Origin of the sequence: Ferrovibrio sp. MS7 (assembly GCF_038404985.1) — a bacterium.
Lineage (GTDB): Bacteria > Pseudomonadota > Alphaproteobacteria > Ferrovibrionales > Ferrovibrionaceae > Ferrovibrio > Ferrovibrio plantarum.
In genome coordinates this window covers 847,925-873,628 of the sequence record NZ_JBBKBA010000001.1, presented here as the reverse complement: position 1 = coordinate 873,628, position 25,704 = coordinate 847,925, and the positions used below count along the sequence as shown (strand labels likewise).

At 64.6% G+C, this 25,704-nt stretch carries 29 protein-coding genes and 1 tRNA gene; 8 read left to right on the top strand and 22 right to left on the bottom strand.

Annotation, left to right across the window (positions count from 1 at the left end; all coding sequences use genetic code 11):
- Positions 1-201: 201 nt before the first annotated feature.
- The 9 genes from V6B08_RS04130 to V6B08_RS04090 all read right to left on the bottom strand — a co-directional run bounded on the left by V6B08_RS04130 (position 202) and on the right by V6B08_RS04090 (position 6,406).
- Complete coding sequence (locus V6B08_RS04130) at positions 202-636, bottom strand: arsenate reductase ArsC (protein WP_341978394.1); 435 nt, start codon at positions 634-636, stop codon at positions 202-204.
- Positions 637-648: 12 nt separating this feature from the next.
- Positions 649-1,128 (bottom strand): UPF0262 family protein, encoded by a 480-nt coding sequence (locus tag V6B08_RS04125; protein ID WP_341981582.1) that lies wholly within the window; start codon positions 1,126-1,128, stop codon positions 649-651.
- Between the two features lie 27 nt (positions 1,129-1,155).
- Positions 1,156-2,445, bottom strand: coding sequence for a histidinol dehydrogenase (gene hisD / locus V6B08_RS04120; protein WP_341978392.1), 1,290 nt, complete (start codon positions 2,443-2,445; stop codon positions 1,156-1,158).
- The gene (hisG, locus tag V6B08_RS04115; RefSeq protein WP_341978390.1) at positions 2,435-3,100 is read right to left on the bottom strand and encodes an ATP phosphoribosyltransferase; all 666 of its coding nucleotides are present in this window, start codon (positions 3,098-3,100) and stop codon (positions 2,435-2,437) included. The genes hisD and hisG overlap by 11 nt, the downstream gene beginning before the upstream one ends.
- Positions 3,097-3,585: a DUF2948 family protein gene (locus V6B08_RS04110; protein ID WP_341978388.1), complete on the bottom strand. Its 489-nt coding sequence runs from the start codon at positions 3,583-3,585 to the stop codon at positions 3,097-3,099. Before V6B08_RS04110 ends, hisG begins: the two co-directional genes overlap by 4 nt.
- Positions 3,582-4,862, bottom strand: a complete 1,281-nt coding sequence (gene murA / locus V6B08_RS04105) for a UDP-N-acetylglucosamine 1-carboxyvinyltransferase (RefSeq protein WP_341978386.1) — start codon at positions 4,860-4,862, stop codon at positions 3,582-3,584. Before murA ends, V6B08_RS04110 begins: the two co-directional genes overlap by 4 nt.
- A gap of 209 nt (positions 4,863-5,071) precedes the next feature.
- Positions 5,072-5,626 carry a dCTP deaminase gene (gene dcd, locus V6B08_RS04100; protein ID WP_341978384.1) on the bottom strand — a complete coding sequence of 185 codons (555 nt, stop codon included), beginning with the start codon at positions 5,624-5,626 and terminating at the stop codon, positions 5,072-5,074.
- Positions 5,626-5,814, bottom strand: a complete 189-nt coding sequence (locus V6B08_RS04095) for a hypothetical protein (RefSeq protein ID WP_341978383.1) — start codon at positions 5,812-5,814, stop codon at positions 5,626-5,628. The genes dcd and V6B08_RS04095 overlap by 1 nt, the downstream gene beginning before the upstream one ends.
- Before the next feature lie 55 nt (positions 5,815-5,869).
- Positions 5,870-6,406, bottom strand: coding sequence for a CYTH domain-containing protein (locus V6B08_RS04090; RefSeq protein ID WP_341978381.1), 537 nt, complete (start codon positions 6,404-6,406; stop codon positions 5,870-5,872).
- Between the two features lie 166 nt (positions 6,407-6,572).
- On the opposite strand from V6B08_RS04090, the gene V6B08_RS04085 reads away from it, so the two are divergent.
- The 3 genes from V6B08_RS04085 (at position 6,573) to V6B08_RS04075 (ending at position 7,882) form a co-directional block, all read left to right on the top strand.
- Positions 6,573-6,647: transfer RNA gene (locus V6B08_RS04085), tRNA-Thr, on the top strand.
- Positions 6,648-6,676: 29 nt separating this feature from the next.
- Positions 6,677-7,420 (top strand): FkbM family methyltransferase, encoded by a 744-nt coding sequence (locus tag V6B08_RS04080; RefSeq protein WP_341978379.1) that lies wholly within the window; start codon positions 6,677-6,679, stop codon positions 7,418-7,420.
- Between the two features lie 198 nt (positions 7,421-7,618).
- Positions 7,619-7,882 carry a hypothetical protein gene (locus V6B08_RS04075; protein ID WP_341978377.1) on the top strand — a complete coding sequence of 88 codons (264 nt, stop codon included), beginning with the start codon at positions 7,619-7,621 and terminating at the stop codon, positions 7,880-7,882.
- Here the strand turns inward: V6B08_RS04075 and V6B08_RS04070 are convergent, their stop codons facing one another.
- Together V6B08_RS04070 and V6B08_RS04065 are read right to left on the bottom strand one after the other, a co-directional pair.
- Positions 7,883-8,359, bottom strand: coding sequence for a PAS domain-containing protein (locus V6B08_RS04070; protein WP_341978375.1), 477 nt, complete (start codon positions 8,357-8,359; stop codon positions 7,883-7,885). It lies immediately after the preceding gene.
- A 13-nt stretch (positions 8,360-8,372) separates the two neighbouring features.
- Positions 8,373-9,605 (bottom strand): pentapeptide repeat-containing protein, encoded by a 1,233-nt coding sequence (locus tag V6B08_RS04065; RefSeq protein ID WP_341978373.1) that lies wholly within the window; start codon positions 9,603-9,605, stop codon positions 8,373-8,375.
- Between the two features lie 203 nt (positions 9,606-9,808).
- Between V6B08_RS04065 and V6B08_RS04060 the strand changes: the two genes are divergently transcribed.
- The gene (locus tag V6B08_RS04060) at positions 9,809-10,261 is read left to right on the top strand and encodes a PilZ domain-containing protein (protein ID WP_341978371.1); all 453 of its coding nucleotides are present in this window, start codon (positions 9,809-9,811) and stop codon (positions 10,259-10,261) included.
- A gap of 110 nt (positions 10,262-10,371) precedes the next feature.
- On the opposite strand, the gene V6B08_RS04055 is transcribed toward V6B08_RS04060, so the two are convergent.
- The 3 genes from V6B08_RS04055 to V6B08_RS04045 form a co-directional block, all read right to left on the bottom strand.
- Positions 10,372-11,595 carry a methyl-accepting chemotaxis protein gene (locus tag V6B08_RS04055; protein WP_341978369.1) on the bottom strand — a complete coding sequence of 408 codons (1,224 nt, stop codon included), beginning with the start codon at positions 11,593-11,595 and terminating at the stop codon, positions 10,372-10,374.
- Positions 11,596-11,598: 3 nt separating this feature from the next.
- Positions 11,599-12,129, bottom strand: a complete 531-nt coding sequence (locus V6B08_RS04050) for a PAS domain-containing protein (RefSeq protein ID WP_341978367.1) — start codon at positions 12,127-12,129, stop codon at positions 11,599-11,601.
- Between the two features lie 202 nt (positions 12,130-12,331).
- On the bottom strand, positions 12,332-12,517 hold the full coding sequence (locus V6B08_RS04045; RefSeq protein WP_341978365.1) for a hypothetical protein: 186 nt from the start codon (positions 12,515-12,517) through the stop codon (positions 12,332-12,334).
- A gap of 201 nt (positions 12,518-12,718) precedes the next feature.
- On the opposite strand from V6B08_RS04045, the gene V6B08_RS04040 reads away from it, so the two are divergent.
- Positions 12,719-12,940 carry a hypothetical protein gene (locus tag V6B08_RS04040; RefSeq protein ID WP_341978363.1) on the top strand — a complete coding sequence of 74 codons (222 nt, stop codon included), beginning with the start codon at positions 12,719-12,721 and terminating at the stop codon, positions 12,938-12,940.
- Positions 12,941-12,964: 24 nt separating this feature from the next.
- Here the strand turns inward: V6B08_RS04040 and V6B08_RS04035 are convergent, their stop codons facing one another.
- Positions 12,965-13,534: a sigma-70 family RNA polymerase sigma factor gene (locus V6B08_RS04035; protein ID WP_341978361.1), complete on the bottom strand. Its 570-nt coding sequence runs from the start codon at positions 13,532-13,534 to the stop codon at positions 12,965-12,967.
- A gap of 178 nt (positions 13,535-13,712) precedes the next feature.
- Here V6B08_RS04035 and V6B08_RS04030 point away from each other — a divergent pair, with 178 nt between their 5' ends.
- A complete protein-coding gene (locus V6B08_RS04030; RefSeq protein ID WP_341978360.1) occupies positions 13,713-15,092 on the top strand; it encodes an efflux RND transporter periplasmic adaptor subunit in 1,380 nt (459 codons plus the stop codon).
- 1 nt (position 15,093) lies between these two features.
- Positions 15,094-17,238, top strand: coding sequence for a site-2 protease family protein (locus V6B08_RS04025; protein WP_341978358.1), 2,145 nt, complete (start codon positions 15,094-15,096; stop codon positions 17,236-17,238).
- A gap of 128 nt (positions 17,239-17,366) precedes the next feature.
- Here the strand turns inward: V6B08_RS04025 and V6B08_RS04020 are convergent, their stop codons facing one another.
- The 6 genes from V6B08_RS04020 to V6B08_RS03995 form a co-directional block, all read right to left on the bottom strand.
- A complete protein-coding gene (locus V6B08_RS04020) occupies positions 17,367-18,365 on the bottom strand; it encodes an alpha/beta fold hydrolase (protein ID WP_440588793.1) in 999 nt (332 codons plus the stop codon).
- 195 nt (positions 18,366-18,560) lie between these two features.
- Entirely contained in the window at positions 18,561-19,202 is a 642-nt protein-coding gene (locus tag V6B08_RS04015; protein ID WP_341978356.1) for a cysteine hydrolase family protein, read from the bottom strand.
- An 11-nt stretch (positions 19,203-19,213) separates the two neighbouring features.
- Positions 19,214-20,245, bottom strand: a complete 1,032-nt coding sequence (locus V6B08_RS04010; protein ID WP_341978353.1) for an aldo/keto reductase — start codon at positions 20,243-20,245, stop codon at positions 19,214-19,216.
- 126 nt (positions 20,246-20,371) lie between these two features.
- Positions 20,372-22,414: a PAS domain-containing sensor histidine kinase gene (locus V6B08_RS04005; RefSeq protein WP_341978351.1), complete on the bottom strand. Its 2,043-nt coding sequence runs from the start codon at positions 22,412-22,414 to the stop codon at positions 20,372-20,374.
- Positions 22,415-22,451: 37 nt separating this feature from the next.
- Entirely contained in the window at positions 22,452-22,853 is a 402-nt protein-coding gene (locus V6B08_RS04000; RefSeq protein WP_341978350.1) for a response regulator transcription factor, read from the bottom strand.
- Positions 22,854-22,994: 141 nt separating this feature from the next.
- Positions 22,995-23,615 carry a response regulator transcription factor gene (locus V6B08_RS03995; protein ID WP_341978348.1) on the bottom strand — a complete coding sequence of 207 codons (621 nt, stop codon included), beginning with the start codon at positions 23,613-23,615 and terminating at the stop codon, positions 22,995-22,997.
- A 336-nt stretch (positions 23,616-23,951) separates the two neighbouring features.
- Here V6B08_RS03995 and V6B08_RS03990 point away from each other — a divergent pair, with 336 nt between their 5' ends.
- Positions 23,952-24,104: a hypothetical protein gene (locus V6B08_RS03990; RefSeq protein ID WP_341978346.1), complete on the top strand. Its 153-nt coding sequence runs from the start codon at positions 23,952-23,954 to the stop codon at positions 24,102-24,104.
- A gap of 11 nt (positions 24,105-24,115) precedes the next feature.
- On the opposite strand, the gene V6B08_RS03985 is transcribed toward V6B08_RS03990, so the two are convergent.
- The gene (locus V6B08_RS03985) at positions 24,116-25,651 is read right to left on the bottom strand and encodes a class I adenylate-forming enzyme family protein (protein WP_341978344.1); all 1,536 of its coding nucleotides are present in this window, start codon (positions 25,649-25,651) and stop codon (positions 24,116-24,118) included.
- Positions 25,652-25,704 lie beyond the last annotated feature (53 nt).

The following is a 25,704-nucleotide window of genomic DNA, read 5'->3' as shown; positions in this document are numbered from 1 at the left end:
GTATGGACGCTACTATCGCGCCGCAGCCTACTTAGAGCCGGAAAATGGCGAGATTATGGAGGCTATCCGCCCAGCCTGCGTTTTTAGTTTTTGTAACTCTCGCGAAAGCGAGAGTCCCGTTTAACGGTTAAATGGGATAGCTGCGTGCGCGGGTATGACCCGGTGAGGTGGATTACACTCAAGCCAAATTACTCGATCGCCCTAGCCGCCCTGGGTGCCGAATTTCGGGAAGCGCTTGCGGATGCGCTGCATCAGGGTGTCGCGCACTTCGCGGTAGGCGGAAAGCCGTTGCTCGCGGCTGCCCTCGACAATGGAGGGATCGAAGGTATTCCAGAATTCCACGTCGCAGGACATGGTGCGAGTCATTTCGAGTGCGCGGTGATGCGCTTCCGGCGACAGCGTGATGATCAGGTCGAAGGACGAGTCTTCCAGTTCATCGAAGCTCTTCGGCTTGTGCCGCGTGATATCGAGGCCGATCTCGTCCATCACCTCGACGGCCAGCGGATCGAGCTGGCCTTTGCGCAGGCCGACCGAGTCGGCGAATACCTGGCGCGGAAACAGGCTTTTCAGGATGCCCTCGGCCATCGGGGAGCGGATGCTGTTCATGGTGCAACAGAACAACACGCTGCCGGGCATGCCTTCCACAGGTCAGCCCCGAATGTGCAAGACGCAGATGAGCGTGAAGAGCCGCCGGGCGGAATCGAAATCGGTATCGATCTTGCCCTTGAGGCGCTCCATCAGCAAAGTGGAGCCTTCGTTGTGTACGCCGCGCCGCGCCATGTCGATGGTTTCGATCTTCGATGGCGTCGCGGTCTTGATTGCCTCGAAGTAGCTGTCGCAGATTTCGAAATAATCCTTCACGATGCGCCGGAACGGCGACAGCGCCAGGATGATTTTGCCGAGCGGAATGGCTTCGGCATCGCGGATATCGAATACCAGGCGGTTTTCCTCGATGCCGAGGAAGAGCGTGAACGGCCCCTGATTTTCATGCGCGCCGATCGGCGAGAAGATGTTCTGCTCCAGCAGATCGAAAATCGCCACCTTGCGCTCATGCTCGATATCGGCGGAGCGGCGCACCAGCGTTCGCTCGTCGAGTTGCACATCGACGAGGCGGTGGTTGGTGGGCAGGGTTTTGGCGTTCATCGAGCGGCGGACCTAGTCGAGACGTATCGTAACCGACAAACCATGGGCATGCAGCCCCTCGGCGGCGGCCAGCCGGGCGGCGGCCGGGCCGATGCGGGCCAGCGAAGCGGCGTCGCATTCCACCAAAGTGGTGCGCTTCATGAAATCGAGCAGATTGAGGCCAGATGCGAAGCGCGCCGCGCCCGCCGTGGGCAGCACATGATTCGGCCCCGCGACATAGTCGCCGATGGCTTCCGGGGTATGGCGGCCGAGGAAGATGGCGCCGGCATGGCGCACCGCCTTGGCCAGTTCATGCGGCTGGTGGATCGCCAGTTCGAGATGCTCCGGCGCGATGCGGTTGATCAGCGCCGGGGCGCGGTTCATATCGCCAATGGTGATCAGCGCGCCAAAATTGGCCCAGCTTGCCGCCGCGATATTGCCGCGCGGCATCTTGGACAATTGCTTCGCCACCGCCTCGCGCACCTTGATCGCGAAGGCGGCGCTGTCGGTGATCAGCACCGACTGCGCCACTTCGTCATGCTCGGCCTGGCTGAGCAGGTCCGCCGCGATCCAGGCCGGATTGTTGGCGGCGTCGGCGACGACGAGGATTTCCGACGGCCCCGCCGGATTATCGATACCGACCTGGCCGAACACCTGACGCTTGGCGGCAGCGACATAGGCATTGCCGGGGCCGGTGATCTTGTCCACCGGGGCAATCGTCTCCGTGCCATAGGCCAGCGCCGCCACGGCCTGCGCACCGCCGAGGCGATAGGCTTCGGTGATGCCGCATAGCTTCAGCGCCGCCATCACCAGGGGATTGAGTTCGCCGCCCGGGGTGGGTACGCAGACGGCGATGCGGCGCACGCCGGCGACCACGGCGGGCAGCGCGTTCATCAGCACGGAAGACGGATAAGCCGCCTTGCCGCCCGGCACATAGAGGCCGACGGCATCCAGCGCGGTCCAGCGATGGCCGAGCTTGACCCCCTGGGCATCGGTGAAGAAATCGTCCGCCGGCTGCTGGCGGGCATGGAAGGCCCGGATGCGTTCGGCGGCGGTTTCCAGTGCCGCCATGGTGTCGGCATCGACCTGTAGGGCGGCAGCGTCCATCTCGCCCTGGGAAATGCGCAGGCCGAGTTTGGCGGAATCGACCTTGTCGAATTTCGCGTTCAGTTCGTGCAAAGCAGCATCGCCGCGCTTGCGCACATCCTTGATGATGCTGGCGGCAACCGTGCCAACATCGGCCTCGGCGTCGCGCTTGGATTTCACCAGGGCGTCGAAACGGGTATCGAAATCGGCATCGCGGTCATTCAGTTCAAGCGGCATCGACCACCTCGCGGACGCGTTCGATCCAGCCACCGACTTCGCGCGGCCGGGTTTTCAGCGCGGCGCGGTTCACCACCAGCCGCGAGGTCACTTCAGCGATCACTTCCACTTCCACCAGGCCATTGGCTTTCAGCGTCGCGCCGGTGGAGACCAGATCGACGATGCGGCGGCACAGCCCGAGCGTCGGCGCCAGTTCCATGGCGCCGTTCAGCTTGATGCATTCCGCCTGCACGCCACGGCGCGCGAAATAGTCATGGGTGACATGCGGGTATTTGGTCGCGACGCGGACATGGCTCCAGCGCCGCGGGTCGTCGGACTGGCTCAGCTCTGCCGGCTCGGCGACGCTCAGGCGGCAATGGCCGATGCCGAGATCGAGTGGCGCGTAGATTTCCGGATAATCGAATTCCATCAGCACATCGTTGCCCGCGACGCCAAGCTGGGCTGCGCCGAAGGCGACGAAGGTGGCGACATCGAAGCTGCGCACGCGGATCAGCTCCAGGCCCGGCTGGCTGGTGGCAAAGCGCAGCTTGCGCGAATTGTCATCATGGAAATCGGCTTCCGGCACGATGCCGGCGCGCGCCAGCAAGGGCAGCACTTCCTTGAGGATGCGGCCCTTGGGCAGGGCCATGACAAGAGTGGAATCTGGCGGGGTCATGACTGGAGATCGTCGGTCTGATGTTTCGGCACCCGGCGCACCGGGTAGGGCGTGCCGATATCCTGCAATTCGGCGGCTATGCATTCCACATCCAGGCGCACGGCGCCACCCCCGGCGAAAACCAGGGTGAGCCGCGCCGCCGGGGCTCCACCAAGATCATCCGGGCCAAATTCGGCCAGCACGGAGAGCAATTCCAGCGGCCCGGCTGCTTCCAGCCCCTGATGCTGCACCCGCAGCACGCCATCGAAATGCAGCCCGGCCTTGCTGCGGAAATGCGGCTTGGCGCCAAGCCGGCGGGCGCCGCGCACGGTATCGCGGGCCTCGTCCTCCCAGCGGAAACGGTTCAGTACCAGGGTGAAACGGCGCTGCTTCGGCTGCCAGACGATATCCGCCAGTTGCAAGGTGGCATCCTGCAGGCAGGCCGAGAGCACAGTGATGTCCTCGGCATCCTCGGCGCGCAGCTTGAGCGGCGTCAGCTTGCTCATCCCTTGAGCCGTTCGATTTCGGCGCCGCAGGCGGCGAGCTTCTCTTCCAGCCGCTCGTAGCCACGGTCGAGATGATAGACGCGGTTCACAATCGTCTCGCCCTTGGCCGCCAGGCCGGCCAGCACCAGCGACACCGAGGCGCGCAGATCGGTGGCCATCACCGGCGCGCCGGTGAGTTCGCCAACGCCGCGCACCAGGGCGGAAGAGCCATGCACCACGATATTGGCGCCCATGCGGGTGAGTTCGGGCACATGCATGAAGCGGTTCTCGAAGATCGTCTCGGTGATCATCGAGGCGCCCTCGGCCACCGCCATGATCGACATCACCTGGGCCTGCATGTCGGTCGGAAAACCGGGAAACGGCTGGGTGAGGAAATCGACACCCTTGAGCCGGCTGCCGTTGCGCTTCACCAGCATGCCGCGCGGCGTGGCGGTGATGACGCAGCCGGCTTCCACCAGCTTGTCATTCACCGCTTCGGTCAGGTCCGGCCGGGCGCCGACCAGTTCCACCTCGCCGCCGGTGATGGCGACGGCGGCAGCATAGGTGCCGGTCTCGATGCGGTCGGGCAGGATCATGTGCCGCGCGCCATGCAGCGAGGTCTGGCCGCGCACGGTGAGCGTTTCGCTGTCCAGGCCCTCGATCTGGCCGCCCATGGCGATCAGGCAGCGCGCCAGGTCGCCAATTTCCGGCTCACGCGCGGCATTTTCCAGGATCGTGGTGCCGTCCGCCAGGCAGGCCGCCATCAGCAGATTCTCGGTGGCGCCGACCGACACCATGGGGAAGCGGATATGGGCGCCCTTGAGGCCCTTGGGCGCACGCGCCTTGATATAGCCGTTGGCGATCTCGATCTCGGCGCCCATTTCGCGCAACGCCGCGATATGCAGGTCCACCGGCCGGGTGCCGATGGCGCAGCCGCCCGGCAAGCTGACTTCCGCCTCGCCGCAGCGCGCCAGCAGCGGCCCCAGCACCAGCACGGAGGCGCGCATCTTGCGCACCAGGTCATAGGGCGCCAGGGTGGAGGCGATATGGCCGGCGGTGAGGTGGATGGTGCGGCCCTCGGCGGTACCATTGCCGCCATCCATCGCCACATCCACGCCATGCTGCTGCAGCAGATGCGCCATGGTGGCGATATCGGCGAGATGCGGCACATTGGACAGCGACAGGGTCTCCGCCGTCAGCAGGCTGGCGGCCATCAGCGGCAATGCCGCGTTCTTGGCGCCACCGATGCCGATGCTGCCCTGGAGCGGCTTGCCGCCGCGCAACCGAATGCGATCCATGTGCTGAACTACCCGAGAGGCCCACGCGCGGCCAACCAGCCGGGCGGGCGCAGAAATGTGGCCAATTGCGTGTGTATCTAGAGCATTCCGCCGGGCTTTGCCAGCCGGACGGGGCGCTTGGGCCGGTGACTTAACGGCGGATTCTGGCGGAATTCAGGCGAAGCGCCGGAATCTTTGCTGCCAAGATCAGATCAGAGCCCAACGTCAGATCAGAGCTTAGGCAGGGTGACGCCGCGCTGGCCCATGTATTTGCCGGCGCGGTCGCGATAGCTGGTCTCGCAGGGCTGGTCGCCCTTGAGGAACAGGAACTGGCAGGCGCCTTCATTGGCGTAGATTTTCGCCGGCAGCGGCGTGGTGTTGGAGAATTCCAGCGTCACATGGCCTTCCCATTCCGGCTCCAGCGGTGTGACATTGACGATGATGCCGCAGCGGGCATAGGTGCTTTTGCCTAAACAGATCACCAGCACATCGCGCGGGATGCGGAAATACTCCACCGTGCGCGCCAGGGCGAAGGAATTCGGCGGGATGACGCAGACATCGGTGTCGAAATCGACGAACGAGTTGGGCGAGAACTGCTTCGGATCGACCACGGCGCTGTTGACGTTGGTGAAGATCTTGAACTCGCGCGCCACGCGGGCATCGTAGCCATAGGAGGAGAGGCCATAGGAAATCGTGCCCTCGCGCTTCTGCGCCTCCACAAACGGCTCGATCATGCCCTGCTGCCGGGCCATGTCGCGGATCCAGATATCGCTCATCACCGCCATCAGCGCGGCTCCCCTTCAGACTTTTGTGGTTCAGGCTGTTGTGGTTCAGGCGGTGGCGCGGACGCACCCGTCTCCTGGCGCGCCCGGTCCTGCTGCTTGCGGCGCCCGAGATTGGCGCGCAACTGCGCCGCCAGGCGCTGGCGGCGTTCCTCGTGGCGGGCCTCGGTTTCCTCGGTCAGGCGGGTCATGCGCCGGTTATAGCGAACTCCCCGCCGGCCTCAAATGGCCCCGCCCGGCTCAAGTTTACTCAAAAGCACCCAGGGCTTCGATATGGGGACGCAACTCGGCATCCAGCAGTGCCGGCTGTTGCGGGGCCTCGGCCAGGGCGGCATTGCGGTAGCCGGGATCGTCGGTCACTTCCACCCCGAGCCAGACCGGCAGGTCGAGGGTGCGGTCCGGGCGATCGAGTTCGATTTCGGCCAGCCACAGACCCTCATGGCGGCCGTGAAACTGGTCGATCTCCCAGGTTAGCCGGGGCTCCCCCTGCCCCAGGGCCGGCAGGCGGTAGCGGGTCTTGGTCACCTTGTGCCGTTCCGGGCAGCCATTCAGCAGGCGGCGGGCCAGTGCAAGCGGTATCGCCGCCTCGTATTCCTGCCGCGCCGCGCCGGGCGTGTCGCTTTTCAGCGTCACCCAGGCTTCCTCACCGGCGATGCGGATACGCAGGTGGTAGGCGCCTACTTGGCCGAAATAGCCCTGCTCCAGCCGGCGGCCGCCCAGCCCGGCAACGATGCCGGGATCGCGGACCAGGAATTTGCGTTCGATTTCCAGCTTCGCGGCCACGCCGCACCTCAACCATTTCTTTACCCGAAGCCTGCATAAACCCTTGTCCCGTCAAATCAAGTCGGGGCACGGCGGGTGCGACACCACTGCCGGGGATTTTCGTCCCCCGGGGTGCTTGCATCGGGAGGGGGCCTGTGGCACTTTCCGCGCCGTTTTCAGCCGGCGCGCTGCCGTAGCTCAGTGGTAGAGCACGTCATTGGTAATGACGAGGTCGACAGTTCAATCCTGTCCGGCAGCACCAGCGCCCTTCCTTCGCTTAAGGATCCGCGCTTGGCCTGGGAACCGCCCTCCACCCTTGAAGAAAAGCTGAAATACGCCCTGGTGCCGCCGGGGCTGTACCGCAGCTACCGGCTGTGGAAAGAACTGCGCCGCGGCGAGGCAGAGCTGCACCTGGTGCCCTTCCTGGTCGATCGCGGCCGGGCCGCCCTGGATGTCGGCGCCAACAAGGGGGTGTGGACCGCCATGCTGGCGCGCTACTGCCCCAAGGTTTTCGCGCTCGAACCCAACCCGAAGCCGTTCAAGGTGCTGGCGCGCTGCAAGCCGGGTAATGCCGAGGCCTGGCAGATCGCGGCTTCGAATGCCAGCGGCGAGGCGGAATTGCGCATCCCGCTTGGCCGCAAGGGCTATTCCAACCAGGGCGGCTCGCTCAACGCCGCCAAGGTGGGCGAGCATTTCGGCAGCGTGAAAGTGCCGGCCAAGCGGCTGGACGATTGCGCCCTGCCGCCCATCGGCTTCATCAAGATCGATGTGGAAGGCTTCGAGGCCGAGGTGCTGGAAGGCGCCGCCGGGCTGATCCGCCGCGACCGCCCGGTGCTGGTGATCGAAATGGAAGAGGTCCATACCCGCAAGCCGATCGAGACCATGGTGGGCGAAGTGGTGGCCATGGGCTATGCCGCCTTCGCGCTGCGCCATGGCCAGCTGGTACCGTTTTCGGCCCTCGACCCGGAGGCCAATCACCGCCGCCCGACCAGCCGCGGCGATTACATTTTCAACTTCATCTTCCTGCCGGCGTGACTCCCGGTTGATTGCCGGAAGGTCCATGGTTGTGCCCTTAAAAGGCAGGTCTTACGCAGCGTTTCCAGTACCCTAGCGGCACCGCAACCGAAATGCATGCAATTAACCATATTTTAGTCACATTGCGTCAAATTACCCTGGACGTAGCTGGAAACAGGTCTACGATAGATACCGCGTCCCGCATACCGGGAGGGGCTGATGGCACAAAAATATCCTTTCGCGAATTTCCAGATCGACGGCAAGGTGGTCACCTTGATCATGGTCGCCGAGGCCGGGATTTCGACACCTGAACTGGCACAGCGTTCGATGTCCGCCTTCCAGCAGAAACTAGGCCGACATGATCTCGTGCTGGTGGCGCAGGGCATCAGCCTGACGCCGATCTATATCGGCGCGAAGCCCTTTGTGGAAAAGCTCAAGGACATGCCGCTGGGCCGCGTCAACTGGCAGCATTTCGAAGTCTGATCACTTCGCCGAGCGCACCGCCACCACGCCGAGAATGATATCGACCGTGACGCCATCGCTGGCCAGCGGCACTTCCAGCGCCTCGAAGCTCAAATATTCCTGATCCGAGAAAGCCATCGTGCCGTAGCTGCGCAACGGCAGCTTGTGGCGTGCGATCCAGTGGAAACTGGCGCAGAAATTCTCCAGCACCTCAGGCGCATAGATCTGATCGAAATACTTGCCGGTGACATCGCGGCCGACGCGCTGGGTGATCGCGGTGCCGATCAGGCGATAGCGGAAGCGGCCGCTGTGCGCCACATCCACCATGTAGAGATCACTCAGGAAGTCGCGCATCTCCAGCGGCGTGAATTCCGCCCGCGATGGCAATGCACCCCGCGCTTCGATCTTGTGGGCTTCGGTCTTGTCCTGCCACAGGCGGTGCAGTGCCTTAAGCCGGGCATCGCTGTAGCCGAGGCCGGGATCGAGCAATACGGTCATTGTATTGCCAGCCTCAGCGTTTTGCCTGCATGCCGATACATTGCCGCAGATCGGTGCCGGCAATGTTGACCTTGGCGAAGATGCTGCTTGAGAAATCCACGCCTTCGATCACCGCGCCGCGCAGGTCGGCCCCGGTGAGGTCGCTGGTATCGAAGCGCGGGAACACCACCTTGCCGGTGCGCTGGTTCAGCGCATTGTAGATCGGCACGCCAACAAGCTGGGTGCCACGAAAGGCGGCGCCGGCCAATATCGCCGCGGAGAAATTGACGCCGCCGCAATCCGCCTGGTCGAAATTCGCCTTGCGTAGATCGGCGCCGATGAAACTGGCGAACATCAACTGGCTGCGGGTGAAGAAGGCGCCAGCGAGATTGGTTTCGTGGAAAACGGCGGCGCGCAGATCGCAGCTCGAGAAATCCAGCCCCTGCAGCTTCATCTTGCTGAACACCGCGCGCTCGCCCTCTGCACCATTGGAAACGATCCAGCGGCCATGGCCCTTGAGCTTGGCTTCGACATCGGGGGGAAGCTGCGCCGAGGCGCCGCGATGGATCGCACCCTGCAGGTTGGCGCCGGTGGTATCGGCGGTGCTGAGATCGACGCTGCGCAGATTGGCGCCGCGCAGATCAGCGCCGGTGAAGCGCGCGCCATCCAGCTTGGCGCCGACAAAACTGGCTTCCTTCAGCTTGGCGCCGGCGAAATCGGCGTTGGTGAGATCGGCGCCGGTGAGGTTGACCGCGAACAGGTTGGCGGCGGCGAAGCTGGCGCCGACGGCGGAAGCATTGGTCAGGTTGGCATGGTCAAGATAGGCGCTCTTGAGATTGGCATCCTCGAGATTGGCGCCGCTCATGTTCACCGGCACGGTCTCGGCCACTTCCTTGCCATCGGTGGTGTGGCGCAGGATCTGGCCGGCGCGCAGGTCGGCCTGGCGGAACGAGGTCTGGCGCAGGATCGACATGAGGAAATTGGCACCGCGCAGGTCCGCCTTGTCGAACATGGTGCGGGTGAGGTCGGCGCGGGTGAAGTCGCTGCCGAACAGATCGGCGCGCACGAACTGCGCCGAATTCAGCGCCGCATCGGTGAAGATGCAGCCGGGCAGGATGGCATCGTCGAGAATGGCGCCGCCGAGATCGAGGCCGGAGAAATCATCGTTGCGGCGCTGCAGGCGCTCGCCGCCCGGTCGCCCGGAAAGATAGGCGGCGTGGCGCGAAAGCGCGTGCACGACAGTTTGCGGCGGCAGCCGGGCGGTCATGGCATCCTGAAGCTTTGAGCCTGTAAGCGGTCAACTTGGTGTAATAATAGGCAAGGAGTTGCACGGGCGCCACCACCGCGCCGCTGCGTGCAGTGCGAAAGCATGCCTGGGCGAAAGGATCGATGTGGCAAGAGCGGCGCATTCCCTCGTCACAAAGAGTCGATTATGATCCGCGTTATCGGTGCATCTGGCGGGGACAGGCGATGGCCAGCAAAGCAGGCAAGGCAAAGGGAGGTCCGGCGAAAGGTGGGCAGGCGGCTAACCGGCGGCTGTTCGACCGCCGCGATACGGCGATTGCCGCCAAGCTGGACCATGGCGGCGTGCTGCATGACGGTAAGGTCGAAAATCTTTCACTTACCGGCTTCCTGTTCAACCCGGCGTTGGATATCGCATCCGAAACCAAGGTGAAGCTGTGGCTGGCCGACCGTGCCAAGCCGCTTTCCGCCACCGTGGTGGGCAGCAGCCCGCGCGGCCTGCACGGCCGGCTGCATATCGCAGCACCGCGCCTGGCCCAGCTTTCGGTGGAAGTGGACGACATGGCGCTGCTGCTGATCAATGCCGCGCGTCCGCCGGCCCTGGCTCCAGCCCCCGCCCCGGTACCAGCCAAGCCGAAGGCCAAGACAAAGGCTAAAGCCAAGAAGCCCGCCAGGCGCTAGACGCCCCCCCTCAAGCCTCTCCATTGTCACTCTCGCGCAAGCGAGAGGCTCATTCATTACAAGCAAATGGGATTCCCGCTTGCGCGGGAATGACGCCAGGAAAGAAACGCCTAAGCCCGGATCGACTTCAGGAACGCCGCCACCTGATCGGCCAGCAGGCTTGCCTGGCTCTGCAGATGCGCCGCGCCCTGCGACACTTCCTCGGCCACGCCGCCGGACCGTTCGATGCTCTGGGAGATATGCTGGATGTTGCTGGCGACGCTTTCGGTGCGGGCCGCCGCTTCCTGAATATTGCCCGAGATGTCGCTGGTGGCGGCGGCTTGTTCCTGGGTGGAATCGTAGATCGCGCCGACCCGGCCATCCAGGCTTGCCGATTGCTCCTGGATCACCGCGATGGAACGCACGGTAAGCGCCGAGGCATTCTGGATGGCGCTGATCTGATGCGCGATATCCTTCGCCGCCTCGGTGGTTTTCTGCGCCAGGCTGCGCACTTCCTGCGCCACGACGGCAAAGCCCTTGCCGGCCTCACCGGCGCGCGCCGCCTCCACTGACGCATTCAGCGCCAGCAGATTGGTCTGGAACGCCACCGAGCGGATGAATTCCACCACCTCGTCGATCTTGCGGTTGGCCACTTCAAGCTGCGCCACCGCTTCGGAAGCATGACCGACCTCGCTGGCGACACTCTTGCTGGCCTCGCGCGATGACCGCACCTGCTGCGCCACTTCCTGCACCGTCGCCGACAATTCCTCGGCGGCGGCGGCAATCGCCTGGGTGTTCTGCGTCGCCTGGTCGGCAGCGCTGACGGCTTGCGCGCCGGCTGTGGCGGCTTCGCGGGTGTCGCTGGCAAGCTGATCGGCATGGCCGGCAAGCTGACCGCTGGTGCTCTGCACGGATTCTACCACCGCCATCACGCCGGCCTCGAATTCACGCGCCAGCTTTTCGCGCTCGGCGCGGGCGCGGATTTCGGCTTCGCGCCGTTCGCTCTCCACTGCCAGTTCCAGCCGCGCCGCTTCCTCGGCCTTGGCCTGCATGGCGCGGCGCGCGGCGTTGATCTGCTCGGCGCCACGGCGGAAATCGCCCGCCATGCCACGCACCAGGAAGGGGCGGAAATACTTGCCGGCAGCGGCATAGCGCAAAGAGGCCTGGGATTCGCGCAAATAAGCATCGGCGAGATCGAGCGCGCGGTTGAACGCCACCAGGGTCGGCGAATATTCGCCATAGGCTTCGGTATGCACCAGGCGGGCAGAGAAATCGCCCATCGCAACACGGCGAGCCACGGCATCGAGGTCCTGCAGCGCCTGTTCCATCAGTCGGTATTTGCGGAAGCTGAACATGGCTCAGGCCTCAGGCGTGATGCTGAAGATGAATTCGTCGTAGCTCTTGCCGGCCTTGGCCAGCGTCGCCTCAAGCAACGCCGTGCCGGCCTGAATCGCCGCATTGCGGTCGTCATGCCTGGCTTCCTCGGCCAGCAAAGCGGCATAGACCGGCTCGATCACCTGAATCGCGCTGTCATGCGGCGCGCGGCGGTTGGAGTGATAGCCGGTGATGGCGCCATCGGGGCCGATATCCGGCGTCACATGCGCCAGCACCCAGTAGTATTCGCCGGTCTTGGCCAGGTTCTTCACATAGGCGAAGATTTCCTCGCCAGCCTTGATACGCTGCCAGAGCAGCTTGAAGACGCAGCGCGGCATGTCGGGATGGCGCAGAATCGCATGCGGCTTGCCGATCAGTTCCGGCACGCTGTAGGCGCCGACACGGCAGAACACATCATTAGCATAGGTAATGCGGCCCTGCGGATCGGTTTTGGAAACGATGATGTCTTCCGCGCCAAAATGCCGGGCGCGATCAATAAGCGTCGGTTTGGCCATTCACTTCACCCCAGAATAAACACCACAAAGCAAATCGCATCACTCTTGCTTGTGGTCCGTCGTTTTCAGCTTATAGCTGAAGTCTGTAGTTTATGGTTTTGATATACATCAACTCGCCGTCGCAGAAAACAAAGCCCCGCCGTTTTCCGGCGGGGCCCTCCTGTAATGTGTCAGAATCTGTCGGTATTTGTCAGGGTACCAACTAACGCTGGCGCGGGTTACCGCTGCCCGGCTGCTGGTTGTGCTGGGGCTGCTTCTGCTGCCCCGGCTGGGCCTGGCCCGGCTGACCCTGCTTCGGCGGGGTCTGCTGCGACTGCTGATTCGGCTTGCCACTCTGACCCTGCTGCCCACTCGGGTTATGCTGCGGTGTCTGCTGATTCGGATTCATGAGTCACTCTCCTCAGACTGCATGGCCTTCATTGACCACGCCCATACAACGCCGGGGCGGCGCGTTGGTTGCCCGAAATATTTTTGCAAAAGCAAAGAAGGATGCGCCGGCAGGGCGGAACTGAAAAATATTGCTGATGAGGGGAACTTTGACCTGTCCTGGACGTTTTGCCTGCATCAGGAACTGTCGAGGAGACCAGCCATGTCGTTCAATCTGCTGCAGGACAAGACCCGCCAGGCCCGCACCCGGGCGGCGCTGAACCGTGAACTCAAGGCGCTGTATGCAGCCCCGAGCGAGCCGCTGCCGGAAGCGCAGCGCGCCCTGGTGGACCAACTGGCGGAAAAACTGGCGGCAGCGCACCAGCAGCAGCCCCAGGAACAACCCCAGTTGCAGCCGCTGCCGATGACGCCGCCGGGACTTTAATCGGCGGGCTTTAAACTTGACCGGCTAGAGCCGCGTGCCGGCCAGCATCACGGCATCGCTGCCGGTGGCGCGCTGGCCGGCCTCAAGCCCGAGTAATTCGCCAAGGCGGTTGCGGGCACGGTTGACGCGGCTTTTCATCGTGCCGATGGCACAGCCGCCGATGCTGGCGGCTTCCTCGTAGGACAGGCCAAACACCGCCACCAGCAGCAGCGCCTCGCGTTGCGGCTCCGGCAGCCGGCGCATGGCTACAGCCAGCTCCTTCGCCACCAGGGCACCCTCCTGCGGCGGCGGCACGCTCTGCATCGCGCTGATGCTGCCGTCGCTGTCGGAAACTTCGTGGCGTTCCTGGCGCTTGGTGGAATAGAAATGGTTGCGCAGGATGGTGAACAGCCAGGCACGCAGATTGGTGCCAGGGCGGAACTGCTCGACGTTGCTCAACGCCTTGAGCAGGGTTTCCTGCACCAGATCATCGGCCTCGGCGCGCTGGCCGGCAAGACCGCGGGCAAAACCGCGCAGGCTTGGCAGCAGCGCCAGCATCTGTTCGCGCAGGCCCTCCTGATTTTGCGGGGTGGCAGCGGGGGTCGTCGTCATCATCGGTTCCTCCGGTTACAACAAGGCGGTTGCGGTGAGGAACAGGCTTGGCGCCGAATGGGGCCGGATTGCGGCAACTTTGGTGTTTTTCCAGGGCCTTAGGCATGGAACCGGCATTTCACCACCATGTCGCTAACTGTCGGCCGGTGAAATACGCGCAGATGGCGTGTAGGATGGTGCGATGAAGCTGGAAACGCCTTCTGCCGCCCCCCCTTCCGCAGCTTTGGTGGCGCTGCTGACGCTTGAGCGCGAGGTGCGCCGCGCCGCCTCGCTGGAGGCTTTGCGCTTCATCCTGGTGAACCGCAGCCGCAGCCTGCTGCCGGCGGCGCAGATTGCCCTGCTCGACTGGCCGGCCAGCGGCATGCCGCGCGTGCTGGCCGCCGCCGACGTACCCGATGTGGAGCGTAATGCACCCTTCATCCGCTGGCTGGAGACGGTTGCAGCGGAGCGCCTGCGCCAGCCCGATGCGGCGAAGACGCAAACCCTGAACGCCACCCAGACGACACCCGAACTGGCCGCCGATTGGGCGGAATTTTCCGCCGCGCAGGCCTTGTGGCTGCCGCTGCCGCTGCCCGAGGCGACCGAAGCGGCACAGCCGATTGCCGTGCTGTGGCTGGCCCGCCAGCAGCCCTGGAGTCCGGAGGAAATGGTGCTGGCCGAGCGCCTGGCGGAAACCTATGGCCATGCCTGGGCCCTGCTTGCGCAGCGCAAAGGGCGCATCGCGCGGCGGCGCGGCTGGCCGGCTTTCGCGAAACTGCAATGGCTGGTGCTGGCGCTGATCATCGCCGCCGGCTTCATCCCGGTGCGGCAATCGGCCCTGGCGCCTGCGGAAATCGTGCCGCGCGATCCCTTCCTGGTGACGGCGCCGCTGGATGGCGTGGTGGCACGGCTGCATGTGCGGCCGAACGAGGCGGTACGCGCCGGCCAGCCGCTGCTTGATCTCGAGGATACCGACCTGCGCGCCCGCGCCGAAGTGGCGGCGCAGGAACTGGCCGTGGCGCAGGCGGAATTGCGCAGCGCACAGCAGGGCGCGTTTGGCGATCCGCGCTCCGGCGCTCAGATCGCGCTGCTCACCGCACAAGCCAACCTGCGCGCCACCGAGCATCAATTCGCCCAGGCGCGGCTGGAACGCAGCAAGGTGAAAGCCGAGCGTGACGGCGTGGCGGTGTTCCGCAGCGCCAATGACTGGCTCGGTCGCCCGGTGAGTACCGGGATGCGCATTCTCACCATCGCCGATCCGGCGCGGGTCGAGATCGAAGCGCGGCTGCCCGTCGCCGATGCGGTGGCGCTGGAAAGCGGTGCCGCCGTACAGATGTTCCTCGACAGCGACCCGCTTAAAGCCCTCGACGCAACCTTGCGCGATGCCGCCTTCGAGCCGGAAGTCGGCGCTGACAATATCGCTGCCTACCGCGTCAATGCCGATCTGGCGCTGCCCGCCGGCGCGGCATTGCCCCGCCTCGGGCTGCGCGGCACGGCGAAGATCCAGGGCCGCCCGGTGCCGCTGGCGCTGTATCTGTTCCGCCGCCCGGCGGCGGCTTTGCGGCAAATGATCGGCTTCTGAGATGCAGGCCGCCGCCCTCTCCGCCCCAGGGGCAGCGCCCGCACAAGTCTTGCCGCGGCTGCGCGACGATCTCAGCCTGCTGCCCGGCCCGGCAGCGGAAAATGGCGGCCCGACCTGGACCATCCACGATCCGGTGCGCAACCGCTATTACCGTATCGGCGCCGAAGCCTTCGCGCTGCTGCGCCATTGGCAGCGCGGCGAGGCGATGGCGGTGCTGAGCGCCGCCGCGACGCAGCTTGGTCGTCCCCTGGCCGGCGACCGCCTGGAAGCCATGCTGCGTTTCCTGGATGGCAACAACCTGCTGCGGCGCGAGGATAGCGGCGGCATCACCAAGCTGGTGCAGGCACGCGCGGCGCAGCGCCATCATTGGGCCACCTGGCTGCTGCATAATTACCTGTTCATCCGCATGCCTTTGCTACGGCCGGATAAGTTTCTCAGCCAACTGGCGCCGAAGCTGGATTTCCTGTTCAGCCGTGGCGCCGCGCTGATCATCGCCGGCATCGCCCTGCTCGGGCTCTATCTCGCCAGCCGGCAATGGGACCAGTTCTGGGCCACCTTGCCTGACATGGCGAGCTGGCAGGGCCTGCTCTATTTCGGCATCGCGCTCGGCCTGGCCAAGAGCATCCATGAGATGGGACATGCCCTGATGGCCAAGCGCCAGGGCTGCCGCGTGCCCAGCATGGGCATCGCCTTCATGGTGCTCTATCCCGTCCTCTATACCGATGTCACCGATGCCTGGCGGCTGACCGAGCGCCGTCCGCGCCTGCTGATCGGCGCCGCCGGCATGATGGCGGAAGGCAGCCTGGCGGCTTTCGCGCTGCTGGCCTGGAGCCTGCTGCCCGAAGGTCCGCTGCGCTCGGTCGCCTTCAGCCTGGCGGCGGTGAGCTTCATCGCCACGGTGGCGATCAATGCCAGCCCGTTCATGCGCTTCGACGGCTATTACCTGCTGGCCGACTGGCTCGGGGTTGAGAATCTGCAGGAGCGCGCCTTCGCCCTGGCACGATGGCATTTGCGCGAAACCTTGTTCGGCCTCGGCCTGGCGCCGCCGGAAGTCTTTCCGCCGCGCCGGCAGAAGCTGCTGATCGCCTATGCCTATATCACCTGGGTCTACCGCCTGATCCTGTTCATCGGCATCGCGGCTTTGGTCTACTATTTCTTCTTCAAGCTGCTCGGCATTCTGCTGTTCGTGGTCGAGGTCGTATGGTTCATCCTGCGCCCGATCTGGACCGAGATGCGCGCCTGGTGGCAGCAGCGCCGCCTGCTGCGGCCGAACCGGCGGCTGCTCGCCACTCTGCTGCTGGCCGGCATTGGCCTTGCCGCCTTCATCACGCCGTGGCGCGGCGAAGTGACGATGCCGGCGATGCTGCGCGCCTCGGAATATGCCATGGCCTATGCACCAGTGAGCGGCCGGGTGGAGGAAGTGCTGATTGAACGCGAGCAGCGCGTCGTGGCTGGCACGCCGCTGTTGCGGCTGGCGGCACCGGACCTCGATCATGACCTGATACTCACGCAGCAGCGCATCGCCATCCTGGACCTGCAGATCGCCCGCGCCGCCGCCAGCCCGGATGTGCGGCGCCAGATGCCGGTTTTGCGTGAACAGCGCGCCAGCCTGGAGCGACGCCGCGCCGGCCTGGAAGAACTGCGCGGCCGCTTGCTGCTGCGCGCCAATGTGGACGGCAGCGTGGTGGAGATTTTGAAGGGCTTGCGCCCCGGCCTGTGGGTGGAGCCGCGCCAGCCCTTGCTGCTGCTCGCCGACCGCCAGCGCATCGAAGCCGTGGCTTATCTGGATGAAACCGATATCCGGCGCCTCGAACCCGGTGCGGCGGCGCGCTTCGTGCCGCTCGACAATGCCGCCGAGAGTTTCCCGCTGCGGGTCAGCGAGATCGCCGCCGGCACGCTCGACAGCATCGACGTGCTGGCACTGAGCAGCCTGCATGGCGGACCCTTGCCGGCACGCAAGGAAGCCGATGGCCGCGAACGGCCGAGCCATGGCCTCTATCGTGTGGTGCTGGTGCCGGAAGGCAAGCTGGAAGGTATCGAGCGCAGCTTGCGCGGCACCGTGCTGGCCGAGGCCCCGGCGCAGAGCTTTGCTCGCCGTCTGTTTGACCAGACTGTCGCCGTGCTGCTGCGCGAAAGCGGCTTCTGACCCTCTCCCCGATGGCGTAGCCCTGAATGGGGGGCCGCCGCCCGCAAGGGGGAGGCACGGGCGGCGGCGGGACGAACTGGCCGGGGGGAAGCGGCCAGTCGGCAAAATGCTTACGCCTTGAAGCCAGACTAGGCCTTGAAAAACGCCAACAGGTCTTCGTTGATGATGTCGGCGTTGATCGTCGCCATGCCATGGCCAAGGCCCTTGTAGACCTTCAGCGTGCCCTGCTTCACCAGCTTGATCGCCAGCAAGGCGGAGGCACCGATCGGCACGATCTGGTCGTCGTCGCCATGCATGATCAGCACCGGCACGTCGATCTGCTTGAGGTCGTCGGTGAAGTCGGTCTCGGAGAAGGCCTTGATGCAGTCATACTGCGCCTTGGTGCCGCCCATCATGCCCTGGCGCCACCAATTGTCGATGATGCCCTGGGACGGTTCGGCGCCGGGGCGGTTGAAGCCGTAGAACGGCCCCGCCGGCACGTCGTGGAAGAACTGCGCGCGGTTGCCGGCATGGGCGGCGCGGAAGCCGTCGAACACCTCGATCGGCAGGCCGCCGGGATTCTTGTCGGTCTTGACCATGATCGGCGGCACGGCGCCGAGCAAAACCGCCTTGGCGACCCGGCCCTTCTCGGCCCGCGCCACGTAGTGCGCCACTTCACCGCCACCGGTGGAATGGCCGACATGGATCACATTGCGCAAGTCGAGCGCCTTCACCAGGGCGGCGACATCGGCGGCGTAGGTGTCCATCTCGTTGCCGCTGTAGGTCTGGGTCGAACGGCCATGGCCGCGGCGGTCATGGGCGATGACGCGATAGCCCTTGGCCAGGAAGTAGAGCATCTGGTTGTCCCAGTCGTCGGCCGAGAGCGGCCAGCCATGGTGGAACATGATCGCCGGAGCGGTTTTCGGGCCCCAATCCTTGAAGAAGATACGGGTGCCGTCGGCGGTGATGATGGTATCCATGGTGTTGCCTTCCTGTTGCTGCGGAACGAGTTGCGTGGGAGTAGCCTGGGTGGTCTGAGCAAATACCGTGCCGCCCAGCATGGTGCTTGGCAGCGTAGCGAGAGCGGCGATGCCGAGGCCGCCCTGCATCACACTACGGCGCGAGGTGGTCAGTTTTGTGGCGGTCATCGCCTGGCTCCTGTCGGTTCGGTTTGCGTTGACGCTGTCCGCGTCGACAGGGACAGAATGCCAAAAGCGCCAGGCAGCTTGAATCAGACCTGCGGTATGTCGCGCCATCTCTTGGTATGAGAGCGATAACCCTGTGGCAGAAACGACAACGGCCGGGCTTATGGCCCAGCCGTCGATTTCACGATGCATCGTTGCTTACAAAGCCAGCGCCGCCAGCAGGGCATCGGTGGTGGTGACGACATGGGCATAGGTCGGCGCGTTGATGTCATGCGCAGCCTGCATGGCTTCCGCGCTGAAGGCGGCGGTGGCATCGCGCACCAGGGTGACGTGATAGCCAAGCTCGGCGGCGAAACGCGCGGTGGATTCAACGCAGGTGTTGGCGATCAGGCCGATGAAGATGCAATGCGTGACGCGGTGCTGCTTGAGCAGGAAATCCAGATCGGTATTGGCGAAGCCGCTGCCGCCCCAATGCTCCTTCGCCACCACGTCGCCGGCCTGCGGCGCGAAGGCCGGAAACCATTCGCCACCCCAGGAGCCCTTGGCGAAGACCTGGAATTTCGAGCTGCCGAGCTGATAGGGCGTCGGGTGATCCCAATGGTCGAGATCACCTGGCTCGGCGCGGTGATGCGGCACGATGAACACTTTCAAGCCCTGCCGGCGTACTTCAGCCGTGATGCGCGTGAGGTTGCCATGCAGGCCGGCGGCGATGGCCACCGCCTGCACGCGCGACCACAGCTTGCCACCCTCGGCAAGGAAATCGTTATAGGGATCGAGGAACAGCAGCGCGGTATGGTCCTTCGGATAACCCTGCTGCATGACGTCGCGGCGTTCGGTCATGACGGCCTCCTTCAGCGCACCGCCACATGGCGGTCGATCAGCTCCGGCTTGCTGCCGGCGAGCACGGCGGCGGTCTTGGCCACCACCTCATGCGGGAAGCCTAGCGGCGTGGCGCTGACCTCGTCGAGCCGAATAAGCTGCGCTTCGCTCAGGCGCACATCCGCCGCCGCCAGATTATCGGTGAACTGCTCCAGCGTGCGCGGCCCCAGGATCGGCAGCACGCCTCGGCTCAAGGTCCAGGCAATCGCCACCTGGCCCGGCGAAACGCCAAGCTCGCCAGCAATTTCCAGCACGGCGTCCAGCGTGGCGGCGCGGCGTTCATCGCTTTCATGCTGGATCACCACGCCCAGGCCTTGCGCGCGGCCCTGCTCGCCCTTGCGGTATTTGCCGGTGAGCAAGCCACCGCCGAGCGGCGACCAGATCACCGGCGCCAGGCCGAAGGCGGCGGTCATCGGCAGCAGTTCACGCTCGGCCGTGCGTTCCACCAGGCTGTATTCCATCTGCACCGCCACCACCGGCGCCCAGCCGCGCAATTCCGCCAGCGTGGCGGCCGTGGCGCAGCGCCAGGCCGGGAAATCCGACAGGCCGCCATAGAGGATCTTGCCGGCGCGGCTCAGGTCATCCAGGCCGCGGGCGATTTCCTCGATCGGCGTCACGCCATCGGGCATATGCACCCAGAGCAGGTCGATGCGGTCGGTCTTGAGCCGCTTCAGGCTGGCTTCCACCGACTGCACCATGGCCTTGCGGCTGTTGCCGGTATGCTGCAGTCCGGCGCCATGGGTGGCGCCGAGCGAATACTTCGTCGCCAGCACGATATCGTCGCGCTCGGGGCCAATGAAATCCGCCAGCATGGTTTCGGCCTGGCCGAATTGGTATTGGTCCGCCGTGTCGATGAAATTGCCGCCGGCAGAGCGGTAGGCATCATAGATCTTGCGCGCTTCGGCAACTTCAGTGCCGTAGCCCCAGCCCTTGCCGAAATTGCCGGTGCCGAGCGCGAAGGTGGAAACGCGGAGGCCGCTGCGGCCCAGGATGCGGTAGCGCATGGTATGTCCCTGCTGTTATGCCGCGCTGTTGCGGCAGATGCAGGCTAGACTTGGGCGGGCCGGCGTTGAATCAGCCGCTGATATACGCGAGACAAACCAAGGTATGGCCGATCACGCTGCCCCCCCTTAAGCAACAGGCAGCGTGAAGGAGAAGCGTGCACCGCCGATGGCGGCGGCTTCGGCCCAGATTTCGCCGCCATGGCGCTCGATGATCGAACGGCAGATCGGCAACCCCATGCCCATGCCGTTCGGCTTGGTGGTGTAGAAGCTGTCGAACAGCTTGGCGCGCTGTTCCGGCGCGATGCCGGGGCCGCTATCGTCCACCGAGATACGCAGGATGCGGCTGTCGGTACGCTGGGTGGAGAGGCGGAGAATGCGGCTTTCCGCCTTGGCCTCGGCCAGCGCCTGGATGGCATTCAGCGCCAGATTCACTACCACCTGCTGCAACTGCGTGCGGTCGCCCAGCACATCGGGCAGATTGCGCTCCAGCTCCAGCGACACCGCCACGCCCTGGGCCTGCATCTCATGGCGCAGGAACAGGATCGCCTCCTCGATCAGCGCGTTGACCGGCAGCGGCGCCTTTTCCGGTGCCTGGCGCGAAGCCATCAGGCGGATACGCGAGATAATCTCGGCGGCGCGCTGGGCATCGGCGGTCATACGCCGGGTAATCGCCGTCACCTCGGCGAGATCCGGTTCCGGCCGCGACAACCAGCGCAGGCCGGCGGCGCCATTGGCGGCGATGGCGGCCAGCGGCTGGTTCACCTCATGCGCCAGCGAGGCGGTGAGTTCGCCCAGCATCGAGATGCGCGCCGCATGGGCGAAATCATTCTGCAGCCGCGACAGGTCGCGCTGCGCCTGCACGCGCTCGGTGATATCGATGACGCTGATCAGCGCCATGCCGGCGGCGCGCATTGCTGGCGCCGAGGCCAGCGTGAACAGCACATCCATCTCGCTGCCATCGAGCCGGCGCTGGCGCGTCTCGGTCTGGAAGCGGGAATTGCCGGCGAAGCCCGAGACCAGCGACTGCTTGAAACCCTCGCAATCATCCTCGATCCAATAGCGCCGCACCGGTCCGAGCACATCCTCGCGCTTCTCCGCGCCCATCAGCCGCAGGCCGGGCTCGTTGCTGTCGACGATGCAGGTGACTTCCATGGCCCGGGTGACGAATTCGGGATGCGCCTCCATATAGGCGGCGATATCGGTGACGCCCTGGCGACGCAGTTCGTCATACAGCGCGCCGAGGCCGCGTATGTCGAGCTGGTAGCAGGTGACGCCCATGGAATTGTAAAGATTGCGGTAGCGCGTCTCGCTCTTTTCCAGTTCGGCGAAGGCGCGCTTGCTTTCACTGATGTCGATGACGCCGATCAGCAGCGTGCCCTTGGCCACCGATTCAGCCGGAAAGCAGGCGGTGAACAAGCCGTCGAACAACGTGCCATCGGCCCGGCGCAGCTTTGTCTCCGTGCAGTAATTCGGCTTCTTGGTCACGGCCGCCAGCACGCTTTCGGCATAGACATGGGTGCTTTCATCCGGCCAGAAGGCATCCAGCGGCAGGTTCATGCGGGCGCGATCACCACCGGCGAACAAGGCAACCGTCTGGTCGTTCACATCGATGATACGGCTGGCGCGCATCATCTCGCGCACGAATTCCGGGTGGTCGCGGAAATAGCGCGGCAGTTCGGTGACGCCCTGTTCGCGCAGCTTGCGCAGCATGGCGCCGACCGGGGTGAAATCAATCTCCCAGAAGGACGCCGCCATGGCCTGAAACAGATTGCGGTAGCGGTATTCGCTGGCCTTCAGCGCCGCGTCGCGCGCCTCGGCCCCCAGCGGCACGCCGGATTCCACAAACTGGACCGCGCCTTGAGCATCGCAGCGGCGCGAGATGCGTGCCCGCACCAGCAGATCCTGCCCGGCGGCATTGGCGCGGCGCACCTCGCCTTCCCAATGTCCGTGCTGTTCCAGATGCGCCGCCAGTTCGGATTCAGGCAGCGGATACTGAGTGTTCAGCAGGCTCTGCGCCGGCTTGCCGATGGCGGCCTCGCGCGGCCAGCCATACAGCACCTCGCTGCCCTTGCTCCAATGCGTGATCTGGCCCGCCGCATCGCGCACCAGCACGCTTTCATGCACCAGTTCGATCAGATCCGCGAGATCCGCGCCAAATACGCCGCTCATGCCGCCCCATTATCGCACCAGGCCCGGCGGGTAACGCCTAGGCCAGCGCCTGTTCGATGCAATTCACCAGCACCTCGGCCTCGAACGGCTTGCGCAAGACGAACAGCGCGCCGCTGGCCATGGCCTTTTCTTCCAGCCCGGCTTCGGCCCGGGCCGTGATCATAATAACCGGCAAGGCAATGCCGCGCTCGGTCAACTTGCGCTTCAGCTCGATGCCGGAAAGCCCCGGCATGTGAATATCGGTGACCAGGCAATCGGCCTGCCGCAAAGCCGGGGCAGCGAGGAATTCCTCAGCCGAGCCATAGGCACTGGCCGCAAAGCCGAAGGAGCGGATCAGCGCCACCAAGGCCTGGCGCATGGAGTCATCATCATCGACGATGGCGATTTGCGGGAGCGGAGCGGAAGCTGGACTAGGCACGCGGCAGACTCGACTTTCCATGCCCAGGGTCGCACAGGGCGCCCATTGGCATACTGTAAATAAGCTTTGTCCGACTATAGGGGTGGGTCTGCCGGGGGGCACTCATACGCAAGTATATATCAGCGGAAAATAATGGCCCTGTCGTCGCCGCCTGCCGCGCAGTCAGTGCGCCTGAAGCAGGGGATTCAGCGCTTCCGCCATGCGCACCAGGTCGGCCAGGCTCTTGGCCGCCATCTTGCGCATCACCGAGCCGCGGTGGATCTTCACCGTGATTTCGCTCAAGCCCAGATCCCCGGCCACCTGCTTGTTCATCTTGCCCGCCGTGACCAGGGCCATGACCTGGCGTTCGCGCTGGCTTAAACTGTCGTAGCGCGCCTTCAGCGCCGCGCTGCCTTCCGAACCGGCACGGCGGCGGCGGTCACGCTCGATCGCGGTGGTGACGGCATCGAGCATGTCCTGCTCACGGAACGGCTTGGTGAGGAAATCCACCGCGCCGGCCTTCATCGCACGCACCGTCATCGGAATATCGCCATAGCCGGTCATCACAATGGCCGGCATATGCACGTCATGCTCGGCGAGCGCGGCCTGGAAATCCAGGCCGCTCATGCCCGGCAGGCGCACATCCAGCAGCAGGCAGCCCGGCGCATCGTCATGCCGGCCCTGCAGGAAGGACTGCACGCTGCCATAGGCCCTTGCCTCCAGCCCGACCGAGCGCATCAGGCTGCCAATCGCCTCGCGCAGCGAAGCATCGTCTTCAATGATATGGACTATGGCATTCGCCATGGCGCACCCCCGCCAGCAACGTCTGCAACGACGCTACACCAGGAAGATGCGGGAAAGTACCACTTTCAGGGGCACCCATACCTATGTATGACCCGACGGCTTCCACCTCGTCCAGAAATATAAATTCTACTCAACAGAATATTATTTTCTTTGGCGGAATATCAACGATTTAGCCAAGCTTGCTGTGTCGCGGCTGCCAAACGGCAAAGGAGAAGCGCGATGTCAAATCCGTGGGACGGCTATATCCCGGCTGAAACCCTGGCGCATTACCAGACGGCCGGCGGCTGCATCCGTGCGTCGATAATCGACGGCTATGCCCATGACTAAAAAGTCATCGTGCCGCATGATGGCTGCTACGACCGTGCGCCGATGCTGCATGCGGTCAACCTGTTCGACATGGCCTATAAATACGCCGAAGTGGTGAGCACGGCGGAGGCTATCGGCCTGATCGAAGCGATGACGGCGCCAGCAAAGGAAGCCGCCGCCTGAAGCCTGCGCGTTTACAAAGCGGCCTTCAGATCGCGCTTCATCACCTTGCCGAGCGCATTGCGCGGAAATTCCTCCATCAGCACCACGCGGGAAAGGCGCTGGGTCTTGGCCAGCCGCTCATTCGCCCAGGCGGCAATGCTACCGGCCTCTGCCTTGGCAGCATTACGCGGGATGACGAAGGCCACCGGCGTTTCGCCCCAGACCGGATGCGGTGCACCGATCACGGTCGCTTCCAGCACATCCGGACATTGCTGCAGGATCGCCTCGATATCGGAAGGGAAGACATTGAAGCCGCCGGAAATGATCATGTCCTTCTTGCGATCGACGACATAGAGATAACCATCTTCGTCCATGCGGCCGATATCGCCGGTGCGGATGAATTCGCGGCCATGCTCGTCGCGCCAAGTCGCTTCCTCGGTCTGCTTCGGGTTGTTGTGGTAGCCGCGCATCATCCAGCCGCCATAGAAGGCGATTTCGCCTGGTTCATCGCGCGCCACTTCGCGGTCGTCGCCACCCAGGATGCGGGTATCGAAGCCCGGCGTCGGGCGGCCGACGGAAGCCATGCGCTGCTGCAATTCCTCCGGCGTGATGATCGTGGCGCCGCCTTCAGAGCAGCCATAGAGTTCATGCAGGCAAGGGCCGAAGGCGGCAAAAACCTGGCGCTTCACTTCCACGCTCATGCTGGAACCGGCGGTGAGGCACATGCGCAGGCTGGAGAGATCGAAATCGCCGAAGCGCGGCTCGGCCATCAGGCGGATGAACTGGGTCGGCACCATGAAGGCATGGGTGATGCGATGCTGCTGCATCAGCTCCAGGCAGGAAAGCGGCGTGAAGGCCGGCATGATCACCACCTCGCCGCCGGTAAGCAGCGCAGGCCACAGCGTGATCCAGGTGCCGTTGGAATAGATCGGCGTGGTCAGCAGGCTGCGCGAAGTCGGGCCGAACTTCATCGCGATGGCGTAGGTCATGCCCATATGGGCGCGGGCGCGATGGGAATAGACCACGCCCTTGGGCAGGCCGGTGGTGCCCGAGGAATAGCTGATATTCATCAGGTCATCGAGCATGAGCGCGATGCCCGGCTCATCCCGCGAGGCATTCTCGAGCAGATCGCGGATCGAGCGGCAGCCGCCTTCACCCTGGCTGGAAAAGACGCCGCCCCGGTCGACATGCTGCAGGCTGGCGCGGATACCCGATACCACGTCGATGAAGCCGGCATCGGTGAACAGGAAGCGGCTGTCGGAATCATTCGCCAGCGTGGCGATCTGTTCCGGCGCCAGCAGGGTGCTGATCGGCACCACGCAGGCGCCGTATTTCATCGCGCCACAGAGCAGCACCAGATATTCGATGGTATTCGACATCACGAAGGCGATGCGCTCGCCGCGCTGCACGCCGAGGCCGGACAGCGCATGGCAGACCTGGTTCATGCGGGCGCCGAATTCGCCCCAGGTGATGCTGTCGCTGCCGCAGGTGATGGCGGTTTTGCGCGGCGCTGTGCGGGCATGATAAGCCCATATATCGGGCAGCGTGTTCTGCGGAATGTTCAGCATGGTTCACCTTTGCGCGGGAATGCGGCGCGGGCAGCCTTCGCCGCCCGCGCCTG